At 67.4% G+C, this 25,614-nt stretch carries 27 protein-coding genes; 5 read left to right on the plus strand and 22 right to left on the minus strand.

Annotated elements, in window-relative coordinates; genetic code table 11:
- Positions 1-31: 31 nt before the first annotated feature.
- The 19 genes from G5V65_RS15540 to G5V65_RS15630 all read right to left on the minus strand — a co-directional run bounded on the left by G5V65_RS15540 (position 32) and on the right by G5V65_RS15630 (position 17,979).
- Positions 32-838 carry a purine-nucleoside phosphorylase gene (locus tag G5V65_RS15540; RefSeq protein WP_165051841.1) on the minus strand — a complete coding sequence of 269 codons (807 nt, stop codon included), beginning with the start codon at positions 836-838 and terminating at the stop codon, positions 32-34.
- Positions 822-1,790: an ABC transporter permease gene (locus G5V65_RS15545; RefSeq protein WP_165051842.1), complete on the minus strand. Its 969-nt coding sequence runs from the start codon at positions 1,788-1,790 to the stop codon at positions 822-824. The genes G5V65_RS15540 and G5V65_RS15545 overlap by 17 nt, the downstream gene beginning before the upstream one ends.
- On the minus strand, positions 1,790-2,896 hold the full coding sequence (locus G5V65_RS15550; protein WP_165051843.1) for an ABC transporter permease: 1,107 nt from the start codon (positions 2,894-2,896) through the stop codon (positions 1,790-1,792). Before G5V65_RS15550 ends, G5V65_RS15545 begins: the two co-directional genes overlap by 1 nt.
- Positions 2,896-4,440 (minus strand): ABC transporter ATP-binding protein, encoded by a 1,545-nt coding sequence (locus G5V65_RS15555; protein WP_165051845.1) that lies wholly within the window; start codon positions 4,438-4,440, stop codon positions 2,896-2,898. The genes G5V65_RS15550 and G5V65_RS15555 overlap by 1 nt, the downstream gene beginning before the upstream one ends.
- 110 nt (positions 4,441-4,550) lie before the next feature.
- Complete coding sequence (locus G5V65_RS15560; protein WP_165051846.1) at positions 4,551-5,546, minus strand: BMP family lipoprotein; 996 nt, start codon at positions 5,544-5,546, stop codon at positions 4,551-4,553.
- A 183-nt stretch (positions 5,547-5,729) separates the two neighbouring features.
- A complete protein-coding gene (gene rimI / locus G5V65_RS15565; protein ID WP_165051847.1) occupies positions 5,730-6,143 on the minus strand; it encodes a ribosomal protein S18-alanine N-acetyltransferase in 414 nt (137 codons plus the stop codon).
- On the minus strand, positions 6,140-6,787 hold the full coding sequence (gene tsaB, locus G5V65_RS15570) for a tRNA (adenosine(37)-N6)-threonylcarbamoyltransferase complex dimerization subunit type 1 TsaB (protein WP_165051849.1): 648 nt from the start codon (positions 6,785-6,787) through the stop codon (positions 6,140-6,142). The genes rimI and tsaB overlap by 4 nt, the downstream gene beginning before the upstream one ends.
- A complete protein-coding gene (locus G5V65_RS15575) occupies positions 6,777-7,337 on the minus strand; it encodes a NifU family protein (RefSeq protein WP_165051850.1) in 561 nt (186 codons plus the stop codon). Before G5V65_RS15575 ends, tsaB begins: the two co-directional genes overlap by 11 nt.
- A 114-nt stretch (positions 7,338-7,451) precedes the next feature.
- Positions 7,452-7,607, minus strand: a complete 156-nt coding sequence (locus G5V65_RS15580) for a hypothetical protein (RefSeq protein WP_165051851.1) — start codon at positions 7,605-7,607, stop codon at positions 7,452-7,454.
- Positions 7,608-7,691: 84 nt separating this feature from the next.
- Positions 7,692-8,147: a universal stress protein gene (locus tag G5V65_RS15585; RefSeq protein WP_165051960.1), complete on the minus strand. Its 456-nt coding sequence runs from the start codon at positions 8,145-8,147 to the stop codon at positions 7,692-7,694.
- A gap of 170 nt (positions 8,148-8,317) precedes the next feature.
- Entirely contained in the window at positions 8,318-9,184 is an 867-nt protein-coding gene (locus G5V65_RS15590; protein WP_165051852.1) for a branched-chain amino acid aminotransferase, read from the minus strand.
- A gap of 72 nt (positions 9,185-9,256) precedes the next feature.
- Positions 9,257-11,275: a M3 family metallopeptidase gene (locus G5V65_RS15595; RefSeq protein ID WP_165051853.1), complete on the minus strand. Its 2,019-nt coding sequence runs from the start codon at positions 11,273-11,275 to the stop codon at positions 9,257-9,259.
- 196 nt (positions 11,276-11,471) lie between these two features.
- Entirely contained in the window at positions 11,472-12,269 is a 798-nt protein-coding gene (locus tag G5V65_RS15600; protein WP_165051855.1) for an amino acid ABC transporter permease, read from the minus strand.
- Positions 12,270-12,321: 52 nt separating this feature from the next.
- Positions 12,322-13,116, minus strand: a complete 795-nt coding sequence (locus G5V65_RS15605) for a transporter substrate-binding domain-containing protein (RefSeq protein ID WP_165051856.1) — start codon at positions 13,114-13,116, stop codon at positions 12,322-12,324.
- 324 nt (positions 13,117-13,440) lie between these two features.
- On the minus strand, positions 13,441-14,475 hold the full coding sequence (locus G5V65_RS15610; protein ID WP_165051857.1) for a HesA/MoeB/ThiF family protein: 1,035 nt from the start codon (positions 14,473-14,475) through the stop codon (positions 13,441-13,443).
- Complete coding sequence (gene dut / locus G5V65_RS15615) at positions 14,472-14,936, minus strand: dUTP diphosphatase (protein WP_165051858.1); 465 nt, start codon at positions 14,934-14,936, stop codon at positions 14,472-14,474. The genes G5V65_RS15610 and dut overlap by 4 nt, the downstream gene beginning before the upstream one ends.
- A gap of 64 nt (positions 14,937-15,000) precedes the next feature.
- A complete protein-coding gene (gene coaBC / locus G5V65_RS15620; RefSeq protein ID WP_165051860.1) occupies positions 15,001-16,197 on the minus strand; it encodes a bifunctional phosphopantothenoylcysteine decarboxylase/phosphopantothenate--cysteine ligase CoaBC in 1,197 nt (398 codons plus the stop codon).
- Between the two features lie 85 nt (positions 16,198-16,282).
- Complete coding sequence (locus tag G5V65_RS15625; protein WP_165051862.1) at positions 16,283-17,104, minus strand: ChaN family lipoprotein; 822 nt, start codon at positions 17,102-17,104, stop codon at positions 16,283-16,285.
- On the minus strand, positions 17,101-17,979 hold the full coding sequence (locus tag G5V65_RS15630; RefSeq protein WP_165051864.1) for an RNA polymerase factor sigma-32: 879 nt from the start codon (positions 17,977-17,979) through the stop codon (positions 17,101-17,103). Before G5V65_RS15630 ends, G5V65_RS15625 begins: the two co-directional genes overlap by 4 nt.
- A gap of 98 nt (positions 17,980-18,077) precedes the next feature.
- On the opposite strand from G5V65_RS15630, the gene cobU reads away from it, so the two are divergent.
- From cobU to G5V65_RS15650, 4 genes are all read left to right on the plus strand, one after another.
- Positions 18,078-18,608, plus strand: coding sequence for a bifunctional adenosylcobinamide kinase/adenosylcobinamide-phosphate guanylyltransferase (gene cobU, locus G5V65_RS15635; protein ID WP_165051867.1), 531 nt, complete (start codon positions 18,078-18,080; stop codon positions 18,606-18,608).
- Entirely contained in the window at positions 18,605-19,183 is a 579-nt protein-coding gene (locus G5V65_RS15640) for a histidine phosphatase family protein (RefSeq protein ID WP_343162856.1), read from the plus strand. The genes cobU and G5V65_RS15640 overlap by 4 nt, the downstream gene beginning before the upstream one ends.
- A 75-nt stretch (positions 19,184-19,258) precedes the next feature.
- Entirely contained in the window at positions 19,259-20,131 is an 873-nt protein-coding gene (locus tag G5V65_RS15645; protein ID WP_165051871.1) for a glutathione S-transferase, read from the plus strand.
- 45 nt (positions 20,132-20,176) lie between these two features.
- Positions 20,177-21,691 (plus strand): YifB family Mg chelatase-like AAA ATPase, encoded by a 1,515-nt coding sequence (locus G5V65_RS15650; protein ID WP_165051873.1) that lies wholly within the window; start codon positions 20,177-20,179, stop codon positions 21,689-21,691.
- Positions 21,692-21,809: 118 nt separating this feature from the next.
- On the opposite strand, the gene gshB is transcribed toward G5V65_RS15650, so the two are convergent.
- From gshB to rsmI, 3 genes are all read right to left on the minus strand, one after another.
- Entirely contained in the window at positions 21,810-22,754 is a 945-nt protein-coding gene (gene gshB, locus G5V65_RS15655) for a glutathione synthase (protein ID WP_165051875.1), read from the minus strand.
- A gap of 260 nt (positions 22,755-23,014) precedes the next feature.
- The gene (locus tag G5V65_RS15660; RefSeq protein ID WP_165051878.1) at positions 23,015-23,383 is read right to left on the minus strand and encodes a YraN family protein; all 369 of its coding nucleotides are present in this window, start codon (positions 23,381-23,383) and stop codon (positions 23,015-23,017) included.
- Positions 23,384-23,470: 87 nt separating this feature from the next.
- Positions 23,471-24,346 (minus strand): 16S rRNA (cytidine(1402)-2'-O)-methyltransferase, encoded by an 876-nt coding sequence (rsmI, locus tag G5V65_RS15665; protein ID WP_165051880.1) that lies wholly within the window; start codon positions 24,344-24,346, stop codon positions 23,471-23,473.
- 105 nt (positions 24,347-24,451) lie between these two features.
- On the opposite strand from rsmI, the gene G5V65_RS15670 reads away from it, so the two are divergent.
- Positions 24,452-25,609 carry a penicillin-binding protein activator gene (locus G5V65_RS15670; RefSeq protein WP_165051882.1) on the plus strand — a complete coding sequence of 386 codons (1,158 nt, stop codon included), beginning with the start codon at positions 24,452-24,454 and terminating at the stop codon, positions 25,607-25,609.
- Positions 25,610-25,614: the final 5 nt, after the last annotated feature.

Consider the following 25,614-nt stretch of genomic DNA (forward strand, 5'->3'; position numbering starts at 1 on the left):
CTTTGGCCGCGATGTCAAACCACTCGGCCCGTCATCGGAGATGGCGCAGGAAATGTCTCAGCACCCGTTCCAGTTTTGCCGCACCCAGCGGGGCCATGGCCTTGGTATGCTCATGGCTGATCTTTTCGTCCGACAGGCCCGCCGCCATGTTGGTAATGGTGGAAATCGCCGCCACCCGCAGCCCCATGAACCGCGCAAGGATCACCTCCGGCACGGTGGACATCCCCACCGCATCGCCGCCCAGGATGCGGATCGCGCGGATCTCGGCCGGCGTCTCGAAGGACGGGCCGGAATACCAGGCGTAAACCCCTTCCGGCAGGGCCACGCCCTCGGCCTCGGCGCTTGCCCGCAGGGCGGCGCGCAGGGCCGGGTCATGGGCATCGCCCATCGGCACGAAGCGCGCATCGGTGGGTTCGCCGATCAGCGGGTTCAGGCCCGAGAAATTGATGTGATCCGACAGAAGCATCAGATCGCCGGGCCGGATATCGGCGCGCAGGCTGCCCGCCGCATTGGTGGCGATCACTGCCTCGCCCCCCAGCGCGCGCAAGAGTTCCAGCGCGGGCCGCATCGCCGCCGGATTGCCCTTTTCATAGTAATGCTCGCGCGCGCCGAACACCGCGACGCGCACACCCTCAAGCTCTCCGATCACCAGGTTCGGATTATGCCCCGACACGCCCGCATGCGGAAATCCCGGCAACTCGCCATAGGGGATCGCCACCCCCTCCACCGCCCCCGCCAGATGGCCAAGGCCAGACCCAAGGATCAGCCCCAGCCGGACGGGCGCATCCCCCGCCCGCGCCCGGACCAGCGTTGCCAGTTCCTCACCGCTCCTTGACATAGGGCTCTCCCCCCGCGCGCGGCGGAATGGCCTTGCCGACAAAGCCCGCCAGCACCAGCACGGTCAGCACATAGGGCAGCGCGTCAAGGAAGGGCACCGGCACCTTCACCTGCACCACCGCCTCCACCACGTCGGGACGCAGCGCCAGCGCCTGAAAGAAGCCGAACAGCAGGCAGGCCCAAAGCGCCGCCACCGGCCGCCACTTGGCGAATATCAGCGCGGCCAGCGCGATATAGCCCCGCCCCGCCGTCATCTCGCGGCCGAACCCGGCCTGCAGCGCGGTCGCCATATAGGCCCCCGCCAACCCGCAGAGGATGCCGGTGATCGCCACGGCGGCAAAGCGCAGGCCCACCACGGAAATCCCCGCCGTATCCACCGCCGCCGGGTTCTCGCCCACCGCCCGCAGCCGCAGCCCGAACCGCGTGCGATACAGCACCCACCAGGTCAGCGGCACCATCAGCAGCGCCACGTAAACCAGCAGCGGATGGCCCGAGATCACCTCGGCATAAAGCGGCCCCAGCACCGGCACGCCGCGCAGTTCCTCGGCCAGCGGCAGGGTGATCGCCTCGAACCGTGCATCCCCCGCAAGCGGCGGCGTCCGCCCGCCCTGCCCGAACAGGCGCTGCGCGATCAGCACCGTGATGCCCGAGGCCACGAAGTTCAGCGCCACCCCCGAAATCAGCTGGTTCCCCCGGAAGGTGATCGACGCCACCCCATGGATCCCCGCCAGCACCAGCGAAGCCGCCATCCCCGCGAACATCCCCACCCAGACCGACCCCGTCAGGAACGCGACCGAGGCCGAGGCCATCGCCGCCATCAGCATCTTGCCTTCCAGCCCGATGTCGAAGATCCCCGCCCGTTCGGAATAAAGCCCCGCCAGACAGGCAAACAGCAGCGGCGTGGCCAGCCGCAGGGTGGTATCCAGAAGTTGCAGAAGCGTTGCGTAATCCATCACGCGGCCCCCTTCACGGCCCGGCCCGCCCGGAACAGGTTGAAGATCCAGGTCAGCAGCATCCGCACCATCACATCCAGCGCCCCGGTGAACAGGATCACCAGGCCCTGCACCACCGTCCGCATCTCGATGGGGATCTTGGTCCACAGGCCCAGCTCGGCGCCCCCCTGGAACAGAAAGCCGAACAGCAGCGCCGCCAGCACCACCCCCACCGGATGGTTGCGCCCCATCAGCGCCACCGCAATCCCGATGAACCCCGCGCCGGATGCCGAATTCTGCAGCAGCCTTTCCGCCTCGCCCATCACGTTGTTGATGGCCATCATGCCCGCCAGCCCGCCGGAAATCAGCATCGCCACCATGATGATCGCGAAGGGGCTGATCCCCGCATAGCGCGCCGCCGCCTCGGATTTGCCGAAGGCGCGGATCGCATAGCCCAGCCGCGTGCGCCACAGCAGAAGCCAGACCACCACCGCCATGCCCAGCGCGATGAACAAGGTCACATTCGCCGGCACGTTCGAGGTGAAGATCAGGTTGAAGCCGGGGATCTCGTTCAGCGTCGGAAGCTGCGCCGCCTCGGGGAAGCGGGCGGTCGCCGGGTCCATCTGCCCGTCGGGGCGCAGCACATCCACCAGAAGGAAGATCAGCACCGCCGCCGCGATATAGTTGAACATGATCGTCGTGATCACGATATGGCTGCCCCGCCGCGCCTGCAGATAGGCCGGGATCGCGGCCCAGGCCGCGCCGAACAGCGCCGCCGCCGTCGCCGCGCCCAAGAGCGCCAGCGTCCAGTGCGGCCAGGGGATGAACAGGCAGGCCAGCGCCACGCCAAGCCCGCCCAGTTGGGCCTGCCCCTCGCCCCCGATATTGAAGAGGCTGGCATGAAAGGCCACGGTCACGGCAAGGCCCGTGAACATGAAGCTGCTGGCATAATACAGCGTATAGCCCCAGCCATAGGCATTCATCACCGATCCCTGCACCATCACGGTCAGGGCCTCCCACGGGTCCTGCCCGATGGCCAGGATCACCAGCGCCGCGATGATCGCGGCCAGCAGCAGCGAGATCAGCGGGACAAGGGCCACATCGGCCCATTTCGGCAAGCGTTCCATCAGGCGGCCTCCCCCTTGCCGGTCATCCCGGCCATCATCAGGCCCAATTCCCGCTCATCCGTCGTTTCCGGGTCGCGCAGGCCCATGATCTGGCCGTCGAACATCACGGCGATCCGGTCCGAAAGGCTGCGGATCTCGTCCAGTTCCACGCTGACCAGCAGGATCGCCTTGCCCTGATCCCGCAGGGCCACGATCTGCTTGTGGATGAATTCGATCGCCCCGATATCCACCCCCCGCGTGGGCTGGCCCACCAGCAGCAGGTCGGGGTTCCGCTCGATCTCGCGCGCCACCACGATCTTCTGCTGGTTCCCGCCCGAGAAATTCTTCGCCGCCAGCGTCGGGATCGGCGGGCGCACGTCAAAGGTGGCCATCTTCCGCTCCGTATCCGCCCGCAGCGCATCATTATCCATGAAAAGCGCGTTCTTCTGATATTCCGGCGCGTCGTGATAGCCGAAGGCGACATTCTCCCAGGCCGTGAAATCCATGATCAGGCCCAGCGCCTGCCGGTCCTCGGGCACATGCGCGATGCCCGCCGCACGGCGGGCGCGCCCATCCGCGCCCTTGCCCGACAGGGGCAATTCCACCCCGTTCATCGTGATCCGCCCGGTCGCCCGCGCGATGCCGCCCAGCGCCTCCAGCAGTTCCGACTGGCCGTTCCCCGCCACCCCGGCAATCCCCAGGATCTCGCCCGCGCGGATCTCCAGATTGATGCCCTTCAGCCGCTCTACCCCATGTTCGTCGCGCACCCGCAGGTCTTCGATCTTCAGCACCACCTTGCCCGGCAGGGCAGGGGCCTTTTCCACCTCCAGAAGGACTTTCCGCCCCACCATCAGTTCGGCCAGTTCCTCGGGGCTGGTCTCGGCGGTCCTGACCGTGCCCACCATCGTGCCGCGCCGCATCACGCTGACATTGTCGGTGGTCTCCATGATCTCGCGCAGCTTGTGGGTGATCAGGATGATCGTCTTGCCCTGATCGCGCAGCCCTTTCAGGATGCGGAACAGATGGTCCGCCTCGGCCGGGGTCAGCACGCCCGTCGGCTCGTCCAGGATCAGGATATCGGCCTGCCGATACAGCGCCTTCAGGATCTCCACCCGCTGCTGATGGCCCACCGACAGATCCTCGATCACCGCATCGGGATCGACATCCAGTTCGTATTCCCGGCTCAACTCGCCCAGCACGCGGCGCGCCCTGGAAAGCGAGCCCGCCAGCAGCGCCCCCTCTTCCGCGCCCAGAACCACATTCTCCAGCACGGTGAAATTCTGCACCAGCTTGAAATGCTGGAACACCATCCCGATGCCTGCGCGGATGGCGCTCTGGCTGTCGGGGATGGCGGTCGGCTTGCCATTGATGAAGATCTCGCCCGAATCGGCGCGGTAGAACCCATAGAGGATGGACATCAGCGTGGATTTCCCCGCGCCATTCTCGCCGATGATCCCGTGGATCGTGCCCCGGGGCACGGCGATATGGATGTCCCTGTTGGCCTGCACCGGACCGAAGGATTTCGAGATTCCCTTCAGTTCGATGGCGTAACGCGGATCCGCCATTTGGTTCCCCCTGTTCCCGGTCCCGTCTTTTCGCGGGTTCGGCCAACACCTGTCAAATATGCCGCGCCAAGGGCTTGGCGCGGCATGTCTGTCACATGATCGTCAGGCGATCAGAACGTCGCCGCCGGGCAGGTATTGTCGGACATGTAGTCATGCACGACGATCTCGCCCGACTTGATCTTCTCGGCCGCCGCATCCACGGCCGCCTGCATCTCGGCAGTCACGAGCGAGGCGTTGTTCTCGTCCATCGCATAGCCCACGCCGTCATTCGCCAGACCCATCACATTGATGCCCGGGGTCAGGGCTTCGCCTTCCTTGAACGCTTCATAGACCGCGTTATCCACGCGCTTGAGCATCGAGGTCAGCACCGAACCGGGGTGCATGTAGTTCTGGTTGCTGTCCACGCCGATCGACAGGATGCCTTCGTCGGCGGCAGCCTGCAGCACGCCCACGCCCGTGCCGCCCGCGGCGGCATAGATCACGTCCGCGCCCTGGGCCTTCTGGCCCTTGGCCAGTTCCGCGCCCTTGACCGGATCGTTCCAAGCGGCGGGGGTGGTGCCGGTCATGTTCAGAACCACGGTCGCATCGGGGTTCACGGCCTTCACGCCCTGCGCATAGCCGCAGCCGAACTTGCGGATCAGCGGAATGTCCATCCCGCCGATGAATCCGACGGTGCCGGTCTTCGACGCCAGACCCGCCATCATCCCCACAAGGTAAGACCCTTCATGTTCGTTGAACACGACGGATTTCACGTTGGGCTGTTCCACCACCATGTCGACGATCGCGAACTTGGTGTCGGGGAAATCCGGCGCGACCTTGGCCAGCACGTCACCAAAGGCAAAGCCCGTCATCACGACCGGGTTCGATCCGGCCTCGGCCAGACGGCGCAGCGCCTGCTCGCGCTGGGCCTCGTCCTGCATCTCCAGCTCCTTGTAGGTGCCGCCGGTTTCCTGCGCCCAGCGCTCGGCCCCGTTGAAGGCCGCCTCGTTGAAGGATTTGTCGAACTTGCCGCCAAGGTCGAAGATGATGGCGGGTTCCGCCGCCACGGCGCCGGCCGTCAGCGCCAGCGTGGCCGCCGCGCCGAGGAAGTGTTTCATCAGGGTCATGGGTCGCTCTCCCGGTTTTCGTTATGGGTCTTTTCTTCCCGCCCCCGTCTTTCGGATGGGGGCGCATCGCCGCCAATTTAGGGCGGATTCCCGATGGACGGTCAACACCTTCTTGTGTGGCCCCGGGGGGCGGTTTGACCTTGTGATCAAATTTCTTGCGCCTGACGCAAGGGAAACCGGCCGCTAAAGCGCGCGCTGCATCACCAGCGCATCCAGCCCGCTGCCATCGGGCCTGCGGTAATAGCCCCGCCGCCGCCCGGATTCGGCAAATCCCGCCCGCGCATAAAGCGCCTGCGCCGCCGCATTGTCGGCCGCCACTTCCAGAAAGGCTGTCTCCGCCCCCCTCAGCCGCGCCTGATACAGGAACCGCGCCACCAGCTTGCGCCCCAGCCCGCGCCGCCGCGATTCCGGCGCGACGGCCAGGGTCAGCACCTCGGCCTCGCCCGCCACGGCCCGGCCCAGCAGAAAGCCCGCATCCCCCTCGACCAGCACAAAGACCAGGGGATCGGCCAGAAACCCCGCAAAGGCCGCCGCATCCCAGGGCGGCGGCGCCGTGAAACAGCGCCCATGCAGCAGGGCCAGCGATTCGGGCGTCACGGCAGAATCACCGGCGGCGGATCGGCGGGCGGCGCGGCATCCGGCCCGCGCAGGTAAAAGGGGGCAGGGCGCGGCTGCGGGCGGTCCAGCCGCCCCGCCGCGATCAGCGCCATGGCATGGGTCAGGGGCAGCGGCTGCACCAGCAGCCGCCCCCCCGTCACCGCCGCCGCCGCCTCTGCCGCAGACCCCACGACATCCGGCGCACAGCCCTCCACGCCAAGCGACGCCACCGCGCTCAGCCGCGCCTCGCCCGGGTCGGGGTCGAATTCCTGCACATAGACCTCGCCCCGCCGCGCATCCTCCACCACCGTCAGCGGGCGCGGCAGGCCATGGGCCAGCGCCTCAAGCCGCGTCACGCCGATGGCAGGCACCCCCAGCGACAGCGCCAGCCCCCGCGCTGCCGCCACCGCGATCCGCACGCCGGTAAAGTTTCCGGGCCCCGTCCCCACGGCCAGCGCCGTCAGATCGCCCCAGCCCATCCCTGCTTGCGCCATCACCTCCTGGCACAGGGGAAGCAGCCGCTCCGCCTGCCCCTTCTCCATCGGCTCCCAGGCCTCGGCCACCACCTGCCCGCCCGACAGCAAAGCGGCCGCGCAATGCGCGGCCGATGTGTCGAAGGCAAGGATGACAGGATCAGGCCGCAACGGGCCGAACCTCCAGCACCTCGGGGATGTAATGCCGCAACAGGTTCTCGATCCCCATCTTCAGCGTCAGCGTGCTGGACGGGCAGCCCGCGCAGGCGCCTTGCATGTGCAGATAGACCACGCCCCGGTCGAACCCGTGAAAGGTGATGTCGCCGCCATCCTGCGCCACGGCCGGCCGCACGCGGGTATCCAAGAGTTCCTTGATCTGGCGCACGATATCGCCATCCTCGCCGCTATGTTCGGCATGGCCGCCCGCCGCGCCCTCACCCTCGATCACCGCCGCGCCGGATTGGTAATGTTCCATGATCGCGCCCAGGATCGCGGGCTTCACATGATCCCATTCCACGCCTTCGGCCTTGGTCACCGTCACGAAATCCGTGCCGAAGAACACGCCCGCAACCCCGCCCGTGGCAAAGATGCGCCGCGCCAGCGGCGATTTCTGCGCCGCTTCGGCATTGGGGAAATCGGCGGTGCCCAGCTCCAGCACGGTCTGGCCGGGCAGGAATTTCAGCGTCGCGGGGTTCGGCGTGGATTCGGTCTGGATGAACATCTGGCCACCTCCGGGGGGCTTGTCCGACAATTCCCCTCGGATATGCGCCCTCACCCCGGCGCTGTCAAGTTTGGAACCGTTCTAAATGCGCACCGCCCCCCGGATCGCGCGGCCTCACGGCTCCCAATAGCCATACATCTGCGCCAGCACGGCACGGCAGCGCAGCGGATCGGTCGCCCGCCGCATCAGCAGGCGCAAGGGCGCGGGCAGCAGGATGGATCGCGGCCTTTGCCGGAAGGGGCGGGATGGAAAGGGCGGCACAGGATGCATGGCGATGCTCCGTGTTCAATCCTCCCCGCCCGCAGTCTGGCAGGGAATGCCCCACCTGTCACCGATTCTTGCTGCAGCGCAGCATCAGGTGATGCTTTCCAGACGTTCCTTCGACATGTCGCCCGGCACGATGGTGATGGGAATGGGCAGGTTGCCCGAATTCCGGCTCATCTGCGTGACCAGCGGACCCGGTCCCGATTTCTCGGTCCCCGCGCCCAGGACCAGAACGCCGATCTCCGGGTCTTCCTTCACTTGCGCCAAAATCTCGTTCACCGGATCGCCCTCGCGGATCACCAGTTCCGGATTGATCCCCTGCCGGTCGCGCATCCATTTGGCGAAAACCTCGAAATGCGCCTCGATCCGCTCGCGCGCCTCGGCCCGCATCAGATCGGCCACGCCCATCCAGTGCTGGAATTCCTCGGGCGGGATGATCGACAGGATCGTGACACCGCCCCCGGTATGCGCCGCCCTGAGCGCGGCAAAGCGCATCGCATTCAGGCATTCGCGCGTGTCGTCCAGAACGACAAGGAACTTCCGCATCTTCTTCTCCCACAGCGCGCCGATCATGCCGACCGCGCCACGCCCGCGCAACAGCGGTTTTTGACGCGGGAAACCGCGACGGAGTTTGACGCAAACTCCGGCACCCCCAAGGGGTGCCACGGAAATTGCGTCAATTTCCGCCGCGAAATCTGCGTCAGATTTCGCCCCCGTCACAGGGCCTGCGACGCCGCCCAGTCCATATACAGCCCCCGCATCCGTTCCGTCACCGCGCGGCTACGATACTCCGTTCCGTCAAAGGCCCTCACCGATGTCACCTTCCCGAAATTCCCCGACAGAAACAGCTCATCCGCCGCATGGGCATCCTCGAAGGTCAGCACCGTTTCCACCACCTCGATCCCCGCCGCCCGCGCATTCGCGATATGCCGCGCCCGCGTGATGCCTGCCAGGAACGTCCCGTTCGGGATCGGCGTGAACAGCGCCCCGTCCTTCACCAGAAACACATTCGCCGTCGCACTTTCGGCCAGATTGCCCATCGCATCCGCCACCAGGGCGTTCCCGAACCCCTTGGCCTTCGCCTCGACCAGCATCCGCGCGTTGTTGGGATACAGGCACCCGGCCTTGGCATTGCAGACATTGTCCTCCAGCACCGGCCGGCGGAACCGCGTCCGCGTCACCGTCGTCTGAAAGCTCGCGGGCGGCATCGCCACCTGCTCCAGGGAAATCGCGAAACCGCTCTTCCCCTCCGCAGGCGCCACCCCCAGATCCGACCCGTCGATCGCCCAATACATCGGGCGGATATAGACGGCGGCCCCCGGCGCATAGGCGCGCAAGCCTTCGCGGATCACCGCCTCCATCTCGCCCGGCTCCATCGTCGGCGTGATCATCAGCGCCCGCGCACTGTCATTCACCCGCGCGCAATGCAGCGCCAGATCAGGCACCACCCCGTCGAACATCCGCGCCCCATCGAATACCGATGACCCCTGCCATATCCCGTGATCCGCGGCCTTCATCACCGCGATGTCACCCTCGTGCCAGCGCCCCTCGAACCAGGTGCGGATATTCGTGCCGATGGTCATGCCTGCCTCCTTGCGTCCGGGCCGCAATTAATCACCCCGGCGCGGCAGATGCCAGCCCGTCACGCCCCGTGATCAGGCGGCGTCCAGCAGCCCGCGCCCGCGCAACAGCGCCTCCACCCCCGGCATCCGGCCCCGGAAACGGGTATACAGCACCTCCGCCTCCTCCGACCCGCCCGCGCTCAGGATATGCCTCTCCAGCTTCGCCGCCGTCTCGGGGTCGAACGGATCCCCCGCCTCCTCGAAGGCGGCAAAGGCATCGGCATCCATCACTTCCGACCACATGTAGGAATAATAGCCCGCCGAATAGCCGTCCCCCGAAAACACATGCGCGAAATGCGGCGTCGCATGGCGCATCCGTATCGCGCGCGGCATCCCCAGCCCCTCCAGCACCTCGTCCTGCATCCCCATCGGATCGGCAGGCGCCGCCCCCTCATGGAAGGCCAGATCGACAAGGGCCGAGGCCACGAATTCCACCGTCGCAAACCCCTGATCGTATGTCCCCGCCGCCAAGAGCCGCGCCCGCATCTCGGCAGGCATCGGCGCGCCCGTCTCCCAATGCCGCGCATATTCCTCCAGCACCGCCGGAACCTCCAGCCAATGCTCATACAACTGACTCGGCAATTCCACGAAATCCCGCGCGACGGATGTCCCCGAAATGAACCCATGCGTCACATCCGACAGCATCTGATGCAGCGCATGGCCAAACTCGTGGAACAGCGTCCGCGCATCATCCCATGACAGCAGCGCAGGCTCCCCCTTGGCGAAGTTGCACACATTCACCACGATGGGCCGCTGATCCCCGCCCAGCTTCCGCTGCGACCGCATGGCCGAACACCACGCCCCCGACCGCTTGGATGACCGCGCGAAGTAATCGCCCAGGAACACCGCCAGATGGGCGCCGCCCCGCGTTACCTCCCACCCCCGCACATCCGGGTGATAGAACGGCCCCGCAATCTCGCGGAACTCCAACCCGAACAGGCGGCTGGCACAGCCGAACATCGCCCCCAGCATCGCCTCCAGCCCCAGATAGGGCTTCAGCGCCGCCTCATCCAGGTCATGCTCCGCCATGCGCCGCTTCTCGGAATAGTACCGCCAATCCCAGGGCTCCAGCGGCCCCGCGATCCCATCCGCCCGCAGCATCCCCTCCAGAACGCCCGCATCCGCCAAGGCCTTCCGCTTCGCAGGCTCCCAGACCCGCATCAGCAGATCGCGCACGGCATCCGGCGTCTTCGCCATCTCGGGCTCCAGCTTGAACGCCGCAAAACTCCCGTATCCCAGCAGCTTCGCCCGCTCCTCCCGCAGAGCCAATATCTCCGCCGCGATCCCCCGATTGTCCGTCTCCCCGCCATTCGCCCCGCGCGCAACCCATGCCTCATAGGCCACCCGCCGCAACGCCCGCCGTGGCGAAAACTGCAAGAACGGCACGATCAGCGACCGGCTCAGCGTCACCACCGGCCCGTTCTGCCCCCGCTCGCGCCCCGCCGCCCGCGCCGCAGCGACGACGAAATCCGGCAGCCCCTCCAGATCCTCCTCCGCCAGCACCATGAACCAGGCGCGCTCATCCGCCAGCAGGTTCTGCGAAAACTGCGTCCCCAGCACCGCCAGCCGCGCCTTCACCTCCGTCAACCGCTCCGCCGCCGCCCCCTCCAGCTCCGCGCCGCTCCGCACGAACATCCGCCGATACAGCGTCAGCACCCGCATCTGCTCCGCATCCAGCCCCAACCCGTCCCGCCGCGCCCAAAGATCCTCGATCCGCGCGAACAGCCGCTTGTTATTGGTGATCTCCGACGCAAAGGCGCTCATCTTCGGCGCCAGTTCCCGCATCAAGGCCTCGCGCGCCTCGGTGCTGTCCGCCCCGGCAAGGTTGTAAAAGACGCCCGACACCCGGTCCAACACCCCCTCCGCCAGTTCCAGCGCGGCAATCGTATTGGCATAACTCGGCGCCTCCGCCTGATCCGCAATCGCCGCCACCGCCGCCCGCGCCTCCGCCAGCCCCGCGTCAAAGGCAGGCCCGAAATCCGCGTCCCGTATCTCGGCAAAAGGCGGCAGTCCGAAAGGCGCGGTCCAGGGAGCAAGCAGCGGATTGGTCATGTCACAAATCTCCTTTGGCCCGAAAAGCTAGGCAGCCCCCGGCGAAAGGTCCACCCCCAAAGCCTTGCCGCTTCATCTTGGCAAAAATACCCAAAACACGCCGCCACCCCGCGCACCGCCCACGCAGCGCGCCAAACTCCCTCCCCCGCCTGCGGGGGAGGGCAGGGGAGGGGGCACTTGCCAAAGGGCGCCGCCGCTACCGCTCTTCCCGCGCCTTCAGGCGCTTCTCCAGCCGCCGCATCAGCAGGCTCAGCCCGATCGTCATGGTCAGATAGATCAGCGCCGCCACGTTATAGGTCTCGAAATACTTGAAATTCCCCGCCGCCGTGACCTTCGCCAACTGCGCCACATCCCCCACCCCCAGCACGGAGACCAGCGAGCTATCCTTCACCATCGCCACGAAATCATTGCCCAAGGGCGGCAGGATCATCCGAAACGCCTGCGGGAAGGTGATATGCCGGAACCGCTGCCATCCATTCAGGCCCAAAGCCTGCGCCGCCTCGATCTGCCCCCGGTCCACCGCCTGCAACCCGGCGCGAAAGATCTCGGCCAGAAAGGCCGCATAGGCCAGCACCAGCGCCAGCACCGCCCGCCACAGCAGCGGGAAATCCCGCGTCCGGATCTCGCCCAGCCCCAAAGGCTCCGCCACCGCGTTCCATCCTGCCACCACCAGCGGCGACAGCACGAAGGCCACATACAGCAGCAGCACGATGATGGGCACGCCGCGCATCACCTCGATATAGAACCGGCAGATCTGCCGCAGCACCAGGAAGCGTGACAGGCACCCCACAGCCAGCGCCAGCCCCAGCAGGCAGGCCCCCAGATAGGCCACCACCGACACCATCACCGTGATCACGATGCCCTTGGACAGGGTATCCAGCACCCGCGCATAATCCGGATTCGCCAGCACCTCATAGAACAGCCACAATCCCAGCCCGGCGACCAGCACCAGCCACCAGGGGAAATCCTGCTCCGGCTTCGCGTTCGGTGTCATGCGAAAGGCCCCGGCATCGCAACCGGGGCCCTCCTGTCAAAACCGCAAGGGATCATTCGCCCATCTTGTAGTCAAGGAACCACTTGGTGTTCAGCGCATCCAGCGTGCCATCCGCCTTCATGCTGGCAATCGCCGCATTCATCGGTGCCACAAGATCCGATCCCTTGGGGAAGATGAAGCCGAAATCCTCGCTCGCCAGCGGCTCGCCGATGATCTTCAACCCGCCATTCGACGCCGCCACATAGCCATTCGCCGCCGTCGAATCCGACAGCGTCAGGTCCACATCGCCCGCCTTCAACGCCTCCAGCCCCGCGCCGAAGGTCTCGAACTTCACGACGCGCGGGTTTTCCTCATTGCCGTCCAGGATATTGTAGATCGCGGCATAAAAGGGCGAGGTGCCGGGCTGCGCCGAAACCAGCAATTCCGGGTCCGCCGCGAAAGAGGCCGCATCCGTGAACCGCGCCTCATCCCCGCGCACGATCATCAGCATCTCGGACCGCATGTAGGGATCGGAGAAATCGACCGCCTCCTTGCGCTCGTCCTTGATGGTGATGCCGGTCATGCCCAGGTCGAACTGCCCTTCCGACACGGCCGGGATCATCGCATCCCAGCTGATATTCTCATAGGTCACGGTGATGTTCAGCCGCTTCGCGATCTCGGCCATGGCATCATATTCCCAGCCGATGGCCTTGCCGTCCTTGTCCAGGAATTGCAGCGGCGGATAGGCGTTCTCGGTCACCACCACCACCTCGCGGCCGCCCAGATCGGGCACGTCCTGCGCAAGGGCGGCGGTCGTGGTCAGGCCAAGGGCAAGCGTCAGGCCCGAGGCAAGCGCATTAAGCTTCATGGAAAGGTCTCCCCGTGGGTTCACAAATCTCGCAGCAGACTATGCGGCGCGCCCCGCCGCCTGTCCAGAGAGGCGGCTTCGCTTTTGCCCCCCGCCTCTCTCTCGCGCGCGCGCAAGCGCGCGCCTTGGGCCTGACCCGGGGCCTCCCCCAACCCCGGAACGCCCACCCGGAACGCCCTTCTCGAATCGCCGCCTTCCCGCCGCCCCATCATGGTTAACGCCCCCTCACCCCGCCGCGCGTCTGCACCGGCTGCTGCACTGCGCGTCTGCACTGCGCCGCTGCACCGCCCTTTCCGCCAGATGCCAGCCGTAAACCCAGCGTTCTCAGGCACTTGCGCCGCAGACCGGGCAATCCGCCCGCCGCTTCACCGCGATCACCCGCGTCTCGGCATAAAGCGCGTCATGGATCATCAGACGGCCCTGCAACGTCTCGCCCGCCCCGGTGATCTGCTTCACCGCCTCCATCGCCATGATCGACCCGATCACCCCGGGCAGGGGCGCGGCCACCCCCGCCTCGGCGCAGGTCGGCACCATCCCCGGCGCGGGCCGCACCGGGAAGACGCATTCATAGCAGGGCGCACCGCTGGCCGGATGGAACAGCGACACCTGCCCCTCCCATTGCGTGATCGCCCCTGAAATCAAGGGCTTGCCCGCCTCCACCGCCGCCCGGTTCACCATGTAGCGCGTGTCGAAATTGTCCGTCCCGTCCAGGATCAGGTCATAATCCGCAAACAGCGCCCGCGCCGCCGCCTCATCCAGCCGTCGGTGATAGGGGCGCAACTCGATGAACGGGTTCAGCGCCCGCAGCGCGATTTCCGCCGAAAACACCTTCGGCATCCCGATCCGCGCATCGGCATGGATGATCTGCCGCTGCAGGTTCGATCCATCCACCATGTCATCATCGACAAAGCCCAGAACCCCGACCCCGGCCCCCGCCAGATACAGCAGCGCAGGCGACCCCAGCCCCCCCGCTCCGATCACCAGAACCTTGGAATCCTTCAGTTTTCTCTGCCCCGGCCCGCCAATCTCGCGCAGCATCACATGGCGCGCATAGCGGTCCAGTTCCGCCGGGCGAAAGGCCCCCGGCGCGGGTGCCGCGACCGCCTCCACCCGCCGCCGCCCGGCCACCAGCCGCAACCCCTGCCGATAGATCAGCACCAGCCCCGCCAGCAGGCCAAAGACCACCCAGCCCTCGAAATCCCCGCCGACGACGCCCGCCAAGGGATTCTCCGCCTGCATCGGCAGATGCGCCACCATCAGGAAGGCCCACCAGATCGCCGCCAGCACCAGCCAGCGCGCCCCCCAGCCCCGCCAGCGCCCCAGCGCCCAAAGCCCGACAAACCCCAGAAGCCCGATCATCGCTTGCCCGTCGACCCGAACCCGCCCGCGCCCCGCGCCGTATCCGACAGCGCCTCAACCACCTGAAATTGCACCTGAATCACGGGGGCCACGATCATCTGCGCGATGCGATCGCCATGATGGATCACATAAGGCTCCGCCCCCAGATTGATCAGCGCCACGCCCAAGGGCCCCCGGTAATCGCTGTCGATCGTGCCGGGCGTGTTGGGCAGCGTGATGCCATGCTTCAAGGCCAGCCCCGACCGGGGGCGGATCTGCATCTCGAAGCCTTGCGGGATTTCCACCCGCAGCCCCGTCGGCACCACGGCCCGATGCATCGGGTCCAGCGTGAAGCCACTTTCGCGATCCTCGGGCAGCAGGTTCGCCCGGATATCCGCCCCCGCCGATCCCGGCGTCTCATAGGCGGGCAGGCCGACCGTCCGGTCGGCCCAGTCCTCCCAGATCATCTTGAGGACAGTCATGCCCAACCCCTTGCAAGACCAGACTTTTTCGAAAACTTTCGCAAAATTCCCCGACGGGTTCCGGTCACGCCAGCGCCTCCGCGATGCGCTGCGCCAGCCGCCGCGCCACCTCGTCCTTGGGCAGGCGCGGCCAGTCCTCCACCCCCGAGGCGGTGATCAGCGTCACCGCATTCTCTGCCCCGCCCATGATCCCCGTCGCGGGCGATACGTCATTGGCCACGATCCAGTCACAGCCCTTGCGCGCCCGTTTCGCCTGCGCATGGGCCAGCACGTCATCCGTCTCGGCGGCAAAGCCCACCACCAGACGCGGCCGCCGGTCCGTCGATTGCGCCACCGATTTCAGGATGTCGGGGTTTTCGGCAAATTCCAGAACGGGCAGGGCGGCCCCTGCCATCTTCTTGATCTTGTGGCCGGATTCATTGGCCACCCGCCAATCCGCCACCGCCGCCGCCATCACGGCGGCTTCCGCTGGCAGCGCCGCCTCCACCGCCTCCAGCATCTCGCGCGCGGTTTCCACCCGCACCACCTGCACCCCCTCCGGCGCTGGCACCGCCGCAGGCCCCGTCACGAACGTCACCCGCGCCCCCAGATCGCGCAGTGCCCCCGCAATCGCCGTGCCCTGCGCGCCCGAAGATCGGTTGGCGATATAGCGCACCGGGTCGATGGGTTCATGCGTCGGCCCGGATGTCACCAGCACATGCCGCCCCGCCAGCGGCCCGGCGGCCAGCGCGCCCCGGATCGCGGCAAGGATCGCCGCAGGCTCCGCCATCCGCCCCGGCCCGTATTCGCCGCAGGCCATCTCGCCCTCATCCGGCCCGACAAGGCGGACCCCATCCCCTTGCAATGTCGCGATATTTCGCTGCGTGGCCGGATGCTGCCACATCCGCACATTCATCGCAGGCGCCACCATCACCGGCGTATCCGTCGCCAGAAGCAGGGTAGAGGCCAGATCATCCGCCCGCCCCTGCGCCATCTTCGCCATCAGATCCGCCGTTGCCGGGGCCACGACCAGCAGGTCGGCCACGCGCGACAGCTGGATATGGCCCATCTCGGCCTCATCCGTCAGGTCGAACAACTGCGTGAAGACCTTCTCGCCCGCCAGCGCCGAAACCGAAAGCGGCGTCACGAATTCCGCCCCCGCCTTTGTCAGCACCGGCGTCACCGCCGCGCCCTCCTTGCGCAGAAGGCGGATCAGTTCCAGCGCCTTGTAGGCGGCGATGCCGCCGCCGATGATCAGAAGAATGCGCTTGTCGGCCAGCATCGGAAGGCTCCGCTTGTCCTGTCAGCCCATGGTGTAGGGAAGCGCGGGCGCAAACTCAACCGCGCATGACGGGCCTCAGCCCGCCTCAGCCCTCGGTCGATCCGAAGGCGGCGCAGGGATCGCCGCGCGATGCGACGCCATCCGTCAGGATCCACAGATGATGCGGCGGACGCCCGACGGGCACCTGTTCCACCTGCCCGATGGAAAGCACCGTCACCCCCGGCGCGGCCCCGCGGATCAGCGCCGGCACGCCGATATCGGTGCGCGCATGTTCCACCCCGGTGATTACCGCAACCGGCCCGCCGGTTTCCCGCAGCGCCGCCAGCGCCGCCCGCGCCAGCGCCGCATCGCGCAGGCGCTGTGCCTGCACCATGCCTGCCATCGCCTCGGCCGGAAGGGCAAAGCAATGGGCGGCCAGCAGGTCCTGCTCGCGCTCTGCCTGCACGGCATCGGGATAGGGCTCGCTCAGCCCGAAACGCGCCGCCTCCGCCCCGAAGACGGCCGCCGCGCCCTCTTGCGTGGCCCGCCGCACCTCATCGCGCGGCACGTCGCCCGCATAGATGCGCGCCCCGGGAACGGCGGTGAACAGGGGGTGATACATGTCGAAATCCGGCCAGCCCCGCGCCTCCCACTGGGTCGCAGACTCGACCGCCTCGGCATCCGACAGATCCTCGGGCAGCGCGGCCACATGATCGGGCAGCAGCATCTCGAAGACAATCGCCGCCGGCGCGATGGCGCGCAGGGCGCGCGCCTGATTGCGGTGATGCGCCGGGTTGTCATGCACCTCGCCCAGCACCACGATATCGACATCGGGAAGGCTGTCCAGCGCATCCGGCCCGATCTCACGCGCGGCGGCCGCACCGCCAAGGTGCAGCGCCAGCAGGGCAGAGATCAGAAGCCGCGTCATGCCAGCAACGCATAAACCTCGCGCGACTGTGCTTCAAGGCTGCGGCGCATCTTGGCAAAGGCAGCGGCTTCAAGTTGCCGAACCCGTTCCTTGGAAAGCCCCAGCTCCTCGCCCAGCGATTCCAGCGTGCGGCCCTCATCCTTCAGCTTGCGTTCGGCCACGATATAGCGTTCCCGCGCGTTCAGCGCCTGCATCGCCGAAACCAGCCAGGTCCGCAGCCGTTCGGCATCATGCGCGCCTTCCACCGCCTCGGCGGCCTGCACGCCATCATCCTCCAGCGCGTCGATCCATTCGCGCCCGTCCTCATCCGACGATTGCGTGGCATTGAGCGAGAAGTCCGATCCCGACAGCCGCCCCTCCATCATCTCCACATCCGCCAGGGGCACGCCGACCTCGGTCGCTACCATCTGGCGCAGCTGGAACTGGTCCAGCGTTTCGCCCCGCGCCGCCGCCTCGCGCTCCAGTTTCGCCTGAACACGGCGCAGGTTGAAGAAAAGCGCCTTCTGGCTGCTGGTCGAACCCGTCCGCACCATGGACCAGTTCCGCATCACGTAATCCTGGATGGAGGCCTTGATCCACCACACCGCATAGGTGGAAAACCGCACGCCGCGATCCGGGTCGAACTTGTCGGCGGCCTTCATCAGGCCAAGGCTTGCCTCCTGGATCAGATCGTTCATCGGCGCGCCATAGCGGCGGAATTTCGCGGCCATGCTGATCGCCAGCCGCATATAGGCCGTCACCAGCCGATGCAGCGCCTGTTCGTCGCGCTGGTCGCGCCAGGCATAGGCCAGCCGCAATTCCGTTTCCGCATCCAGCAATTCCGCCCGCATCGCTTGGCGCGACATGGTTTGGTCGGTATATCCGTCGAGCGCCATTTCGAACCCCCAGTCAGATAACGCGCATCGGCATTCTTGCCGTTTTGAGATTGATACGAGGCTCCGACGTGGCTGGATCACCCGCAGACGCAATAAAATTGCTGGCCGACATCTCCTTCGTTGTCGGAGGCGCAAGGTCAGGCAAATCCCGCCTTGCCGAAGGTCTGGCAATGGGCAGCGGCCTGACCCGCCGCTACATCGCCACCGCGCAGGCCTGGGATGACGAAATGCGCGACCGCATCGCCCGCCACCGCGCCGATCGGGGGGCCGGTTGGATCACGGTCGAAGCGCCCCTTGATCTGGCCGCCGCGCTTGCCGGGGCGCGCGAGGGTGAAGTCGTGCTGATCGACTGCGCCACCCTCTGGCTGTCGAACCACCTCCTTGCCGAACACGATCTCGAGTCCGAGACATCCACCTTCCTCAGCGCCCTTGCCGCCTGCCCGGCCCCGGTGGTGGTTGTGTCGAACGAGGTTGGCTGGGGCATCGTGCCGGAAAACGCGCTGGCCCGCGCCTTCCGCGATGCCCAGGGCCGCCTGAACCAGCAGATCGCGGCAAGGGCGGGGCTGGTGGTCGGCGTCATGGCGGGATTGCCCATGGTGCTGAAGGGGCAGCTTCCGCCATGGATGTGACGCGCCTCTGGTGGGTCCGCCACGGGCCGACGCATGAACAAGCGATGGTCGGCTGGCGCGACGTGCCGGCCGACCTGTCCGACCACGAAACCATCGCGCGCCTGAACGCCCACCTCCCGCAGGACGCGCTCCTCGTCTCCTCCGACCTGATCCGCGCCACCGCCACCGCCGACGCGCTGGCACAGGGCCGCCACCGCCTGCCCCCCCACCCCGGCCTGCGCGAGCTTCACTTCGGCGACTGGGACGGCCAGACCTGGGACGCCATCGCCAAGACCCATCCCGAACTCACCTTCGCCTATTGGGACGATCCGGGCGACCACCGCCCCCCGAACGGCGAAAGCTGGAACGAAGCCGCCGCCCGCGTCTCTGCCGCGACCGATGCCCTCGTCACCGCCCATCCGGGCCGCGATATCATCGTCATCGCCCATTTCGGCGCGATCCTGACGCAAGTCCAGCGCGCCAGGGGCTGCGCCCCCGTGGACGTCTTCGCCCACCGCATCGACAACCTTTCCGTCACCCGGATCGACCGCCACGCCACCGGCTGGGATATCATCGCCATCAATCACCGCCCGTGATGATCAAACCCACAAATCGCCATTTGGCAGGACAGCACGGCTGACCTACCCTCGCCCAAAACCAAGGGGAACATAATGACCTACGATCTCGTCATCGGCGACCGCGCCTATAGCTCGTGGAGCCTGCGCGGCTGGCTCTTCTTCGATGCCTTCGGCATCCCGGTGAAACTGCACCGCGCGCGGCTTTATACCGACGAACTCCCCACCCTGCTGAAACAACTCCACCCCGCCCGCACCGCCCCCACGATGCGCACCCCCGAAGGTGCCGTAGTCCCCGAAACCATCGCCATTGCCGAGGAACTGGCCACCCGCCACCCCGAGGCCGGGCTCTGGCCGCGCGACCCCAAGGCCCGCGCCATCGCCCGCGCGGTCTCGGCGGAAATGCATGCAGGCTTCACCGCGCTGCGGTCGCATTGCCCGATGAACCTGCGCGTCAGCTATACCGACTGCGCCCCGCCCGACGCCGTGCTGGCCGATCTCGCCCGGCTCGACACGATCTGGACCTGGGCGCGCCGCGAAACGGGAAGCACCACCCCGTGGCTCTGTGGCGATTACAGCGCCGCCGATGCCATGTTCGCCCCGGTGGCGACCCGCATCGCCACCTACAACCTGCCGGTGACGCCTGCGGCGATGGACTATGTGACCGCCCATCTCGCCCACCCCTCCTTCCGCCGCTGGCGCGCGATGGGCATGGTCGATGGCGCGGATCAGGATTTCTACCGCCGCGACTATCCCACCCGCCCCTGGCCCGGGCCAACCCCGCTTCCGGCCCGCGCGGTGGACGGGACCGATACCGAAAACAGCCTCTGCCCCTATTCCGGCACCCCCGTCACCCATGCGCTGGAACTGGATGGCCGCCGCTTCGGCTTCTGCAACGCCTTCTGCCGCGACAAGACCGTGGCCGATCCCGAAGCCTGGCCCGCCTTCATGGCGATTTACCGTTCGTAAACCATTCCCGCCCTATGCCTGAGGCCGGGGCAAAGGGCGGGACAGATGCTGGCACGGGCCTATACGGTGGCCTTCGAAGGGGTCGAGGCGCGGATGGTCGAGGTGCAATGCGCCGTCGCCCCCGGCATGCCCTATTTCGGCGTCGTGGGCCTGCCCGACAAGGCCGTGTCCGAGGCCAAGGAACGCGTCCGCGCCGCGCTTGCGGCCATGTCCATCGCGCTGCCCTCGCGCCGGATCATCGTCAATCTCTCACCCGCCGACCTGCCCAAGGAAGGCTCGCATTTCGACCTGCCCATCGCGCTGGCGCTTCTCGCCGCGCTCGAGATCATCCCCCGCGATACGGTCGAGGCGACGGTCGCGCTGGGCGAATTGTCGCTCGATGGCCGCCTGATCGCCGTGGCCGGGGCGCTGCCCGCCGCCATGGCCGCCGCGGAAGAGGACCGCGCCCTCCTTTGCCCCCGCGCCTCGGGGGCCGAGGCGGCCTGGGTCGGCGCGGTGCAGGTCCTTGCCGCCGCCTCGCTGGATGAGGTGGTCCGCCACTATACCGGCCAGACACCCCTCACCCCCGCCGAAGCGGGCGAGGTGACCCCCGACCCCAGCCCCCGCGACCTGCGCGAGGTCAAGGGTCAGGAACGCGCCAAGCGCGCGCTGGAAATCGCCGCCGCAGGCCGCCACCACATGCTGATGATCGGCACGCCCGGTTCGGGCAAATCCATGCTCGCCGCCCGCCTGCCCGGCATCCTGCCGCCCCTTTCGGCGGCCGAGGCGCTGGAAACCTCCATGATCCATTCGCTGGCGGGACTGATCACCGAAGGCGGCATCTCGCGCGCGCGGCCCTTCCGCGAACCGCATCACACCGCCTCCATGGCCGCCATCGTCGGCGGCGGCAAGGGTGCCAAACCCGGCGAGATCAGCCTTGCGCATAACGGGGTGCTGTTTCTGGACGAATTCCCCGAATTCGCCCGCCCCGTGCTGGAAACCCTGCGCCAGCCCATCGAAACCGGCGAGGTGGTGGTGGCCCGCGCCAATGCCCATGTCCGCTATCCCTGCCGTTTCCTGCTGATCGCCGCCGCCAATCCCTGCAAATGCGGCTACCTCACCGATCCGGCCCGCGCCTGCACCCGCGCCCCCGTCTGCGGCGAGGATTACCTCGGCCGCATCTCTGGCCCGCTGATGGACCGCTTTGATCTGCGGGTCGAGGCCCCCCCCGTGGCCTGGCAGGATCTCGACCTGCCGCCCACGGGCGACAGTTCGGCCACCGTGGCCGCCCGCGTCGCCCAGGCGCGCGCGCGGCAATCCGCCCGCTTTGCCGATCACCCCAGGCTGCGGGTGAATGCGGATATGGAGGGCCGGCTTCTGGAAGAAGCCGCCAGCCCCGATGCCGAAGGGCGCGACTTCCTTTCCCGCGCCGCCGATCGTTTCGGGCTGACGGCGCGCGGCTATCACCGCATCCTGCGCGTCGCCCGCACCATCGCCGATCTCGACGGCAGCGCCACCGTCCGCCGCCCCCATATCGCCGAGGCGGTGGGCTACCGGCTGGTTATTGGAACCCACGGCTGAAGGCACGAATTTTCTGCGAAAATTCTGGGCGTCGCCCTGCTGGGGAAACCGTTGCCGAAAGGATCAGCCTGTTCCCGTTCGGGAACAGGCCCCGAATTTTCGCAGAAAATTCGCCCTTTCAGACGGCGCGTCTTGCCTCGATGGCCTGCCAGATCCGCTCGGCACCATTGGTGCCGTCAAAGCGTTCCAGTTCCTGCAGCCCGGTGGGCGAGGTCACGTTGATCTCGGTCAGCCAGTCGCCGATCACGTCGATCCCCACGAAGACCTGCCCCTTCTCGCGCAAGAGCGGGCCGATGCGCGCGCAGATCTCGCGGTCGCGTTCCGTCAGCCCGATCTTCTCGGGCCGCCCGCCCACATGCATGTTCGACCGCGTCTCCCCCGCCTGCGGCACCCGGTTGATCGCGCCGATCGGTTCGCCATCCACAAGGATCACGCGCTTGTCCCCCTGGGCGACGGCGGGCAGGAATTTCTGCACGATCAGCGGCTCCCGGCTCATGCCCGTGAACAGCTCGTGCAGCGAGGCGAGGTTGCGGTCATTCGGATCCAGCCGGAACACGCCCGCCCCGCCATTGCCGTAAAGCGGCTTCAGGATGATGTCGCCATGGCGGGCCTTGAAGGCGCGGATCGTGGCCAGATCCCGGGCAATCGCCGTGGGCGGGGTGAGATCGGGAAAACGCAGCACCAGAAGCTTTTCGGGATAGTTGCGCACCCAGAACGGATCGTTCACCACAAGCGTGCGGGGATGGATCAGTTCCAGCAGATGGGTGGTCGTGATATAGCCCATGTCGAAGGGCGGATCCTGCCGAAGCCAGACCACATCGAACTCCGACAGGTCGACTTCGGTCTCCTCGCCATAGCTGACATGATTGCCGATCTCGCGCCGCAGTTCGATGGGCCAGCCCCGCGCGATCACCCGCCCCTCGACAAAGGCCAGCCGGTCCGGCGTGTAGAAGAACAGGGAATGCCCGCGCGCCTGCGCCTCCAGCGCGATCCGGAAGGTGGAATCCGCATTGATGTTGACCGCGCCGATCGGGTCCATCTGCAGGGCGACCTTGAGGGGCATCTTTCACTCCGCGCTGTGTTCGCCCCTTGATGGCGCATCACCGGGCGGGATGCAATTCATCGGCATCGGCATCGGCATCGGCATCGGCATCGGCATCGGCATCGGCATCGGCATCGGCATCGGGCGCGGATGGTCAACCCACGGCTGCCTGAGACACTGCCCCCGCAACTTCCGCCTGCGGCACTTGCCGCCCCCGCCCCGATCCCTTCCGCGGCCGCCCTCAGACCCTTTCGCCGCCACAGCGCCGCCGACCGGGATTGCTAGGCGGCAAAGGCATTCTCGACGATCTCGATCCGCCCGGTGCCATCCACCAGCGCCACGTCGATCCGGACTTCGGTCAGCGCCCCTCGCGGTTCCCCGTCGAGGAATTCGGCCGCCGCGTTCCAGATCCGCTGCATCTGGCGCGGCGAAAGATGGGCCGCCGCGGCGGCATGCGTGCGGCTTTGCTTGACCTCGACGAAGATCACCTTGTCACCATCGCGGGCGACGATGTCGATCTCGCCCGACAGGCCGCGCCAGCGCCGGTTGCAGACGGGCATGCCGCCGCGATCATAGTGGCTGGCGACCCTATCCTCGGCGGCCAGGCCCACAAGGTGGCTGCGCCTGCCCCGATCCGACTGCATCTGCATGCCCATGCCCTTCCCCCGTTGCCCGGCGCCCCCCGCCAGGATTGAAATCTTCGCGTGCCAGCCTGCACCAGGTTTCCAAAGATTTGGCTAACGCGCCTTCGCCCGTGACAGCGCCACCTGATAGACATCGCGGCGTGGCAGGTCGAAGGCTTCGGCCACCATCGCCGCGGCATCCTTTACCGAAAGGGTCTGCAGCGCCTGATCGAGCGCCTCTTCCCAGGTCGCGCTGTCGGCCGCGTCCGGGGCGGCGCGGTCGATCAGCACGACGATCTCGCCCTTCACCTCGCGTTCGGCAATCATGGCGGCCAGGTCGCCAAGGGTCGCGCGGATCACCTCTTCGAATCGCTTGGTCAGTTCCCGGCAGACAACGCCCTGCCGATGCGCCCCCATGACCGATGCAAGATCGGCCAGCAGCGCCGCCAGCCGCTTGGGCGATTCGTACAGCACCAGCGTGGCCTGGATCTGGCGCAGGTCTTCCAGGAATCGCAGCCTTGCGCTGCGGGCTGCCGGGGGAAAGCCTGCGAAATGGAACCGGTCAGCGGGCAGCCCGGCCACCGCCAGCGCGCAAAGCACGGCCGAGGCCCCCGGGGCGGCCAGCACGGGCAGGCCCTGCGCCACGGCTTCGCGCGCGATGACGAAGCCGGGATCCGAAACCAGCGGCGTGCCCGCCTCCGAGGCATAGGCCACCGATTTCCCCTCGGCCACGGCGCGCAGCAGGCGCGGGCTTGCGGCGCTTTCGTTGTGGTCATGGCAGGGGATGATCGCCCGCCCGTTCAGCGGGATGCCGTGGATTTCCATCAGATGCCGCAGGGTGCGCGTATCCTCGGCCGCCAGCAGATCGGCCGAGGCCAGGATGTCCAGCGCGCGCAGGGTGATGTCGCGCGCCGCGCCGATGGGCGTGGCCACCAGATAAAGCCCGGCCGCAAGCGGCTTTGACTCCCAGGCCTGGATGGGCGGAGGCATGCGCGCGGCTCCCCTGACAAGTTTACTTCCCCGGTCGAACCCCTTAGGCTTGACCGCGATTTCAGCGCGGCCCGCGTCGCCGCGACCCAGAGGTGAGGAGCCCGCATGTTCTCTGTTTTGCGCACCGCCCGCAAGTCGTTGGGCGCAGCCGTCCTGTCCGTGGTTGCCGTGGCCCTTGCCGCCTGCACCCCCACTGCGGGCCCGGCCACCCGGCCCGGTGCCGCGGTGCCGGTTGCGCTTCTGGTGCCTTCGGGCTCCGGTCAGGCCAGCGACCAGCTTCTCGCCCGCTCGATCGAGAATGCCGCCCGCCTTGCCATCACCGATCTGGGCGGCGTGCAGATCGACCTGCGGGTCTATCCCACGGCGGGCAATCCGGCCCAGGCTTCGGCCGCCGCGCAGCAGGCGGTCGCCGAAGGGGCGACGGTCATCCTCGGCCCGGTCTTCGCGGAAGAGGCGAATGCCGCCGGTGTGGCCGTGGCCTCGGCCGGGGTGAATGTCCTCAGCTTCTCGAACAACCCCGCCATCGCGGGGGGCAATGTCTTTGTCCTTGGTCCCACCTTCGCCAATACCGCGCAGCGGCTGGCCTCCTATGCCACCCGTGCGGGCAAGTCGCAGATCATGATCGTGCATGATCGCAATGCCCAGGGCGAGGTCGGCCGCGCCGCCATCCAGAATGCCGTGGCCGCCGCCGGCGGGACCGTCGCGGCGACGGGATCCTACGAATTCTCGCAGAACGGCATCGTGCAGGCCGTTCCGGCCATCGCGGCCCAAGCCAAATCCAGCGGCGCGCAGGCGATCTTCCTCACAGCCGATACCGCGGGGGCCTTGCCGCTGGTCACCCAGCTTCTGTCCGAGAATGGCGTCAACCCCGCCACCACCCAGTATATCGGCCTGACGCGCTGGGACATTCCGGCCGCCACGCTGTCGCTTCCGGGCGTGCAGGGCGGCATCTTCGCCATGCCCGATCCCGCGCTTTACGCCCAGTATCAGGCCCGCTACCAGGCCGCCTTCGGCGAACTGCCCCACCCGGTTTCCGCCATCGCCTATGACGGCATCGCCGCCATCGGCGCGCTTGCCAAGCAGGGCCGCGGCATGGACCGCGCCTCGCTCACCCAAGGGGCGGGCTTTGTCGGCGTCAATGGCGTCTTCCGCCTGCGCGGCGATGGCACCAACGAGCGCGGCCTCGCCATCGCGCGGATCCAGAACAACGCCGTCACCGTGATCGACCCGGCCCCGCGCAGCTTTGGCGGGGCGGGCTTCTGACCGCA

This window comes from Paragemmobacter kunshanensis (genome assembly GCF_011059185.1).
Classification (GTDB): domain Bacteria; phylum Pseudomonadota; class Alphaproteobacteria; order Rhodobacterales; family Rhodobacteraceae; genus Paragemmobacter; species Paragemmobacter kunshanensis.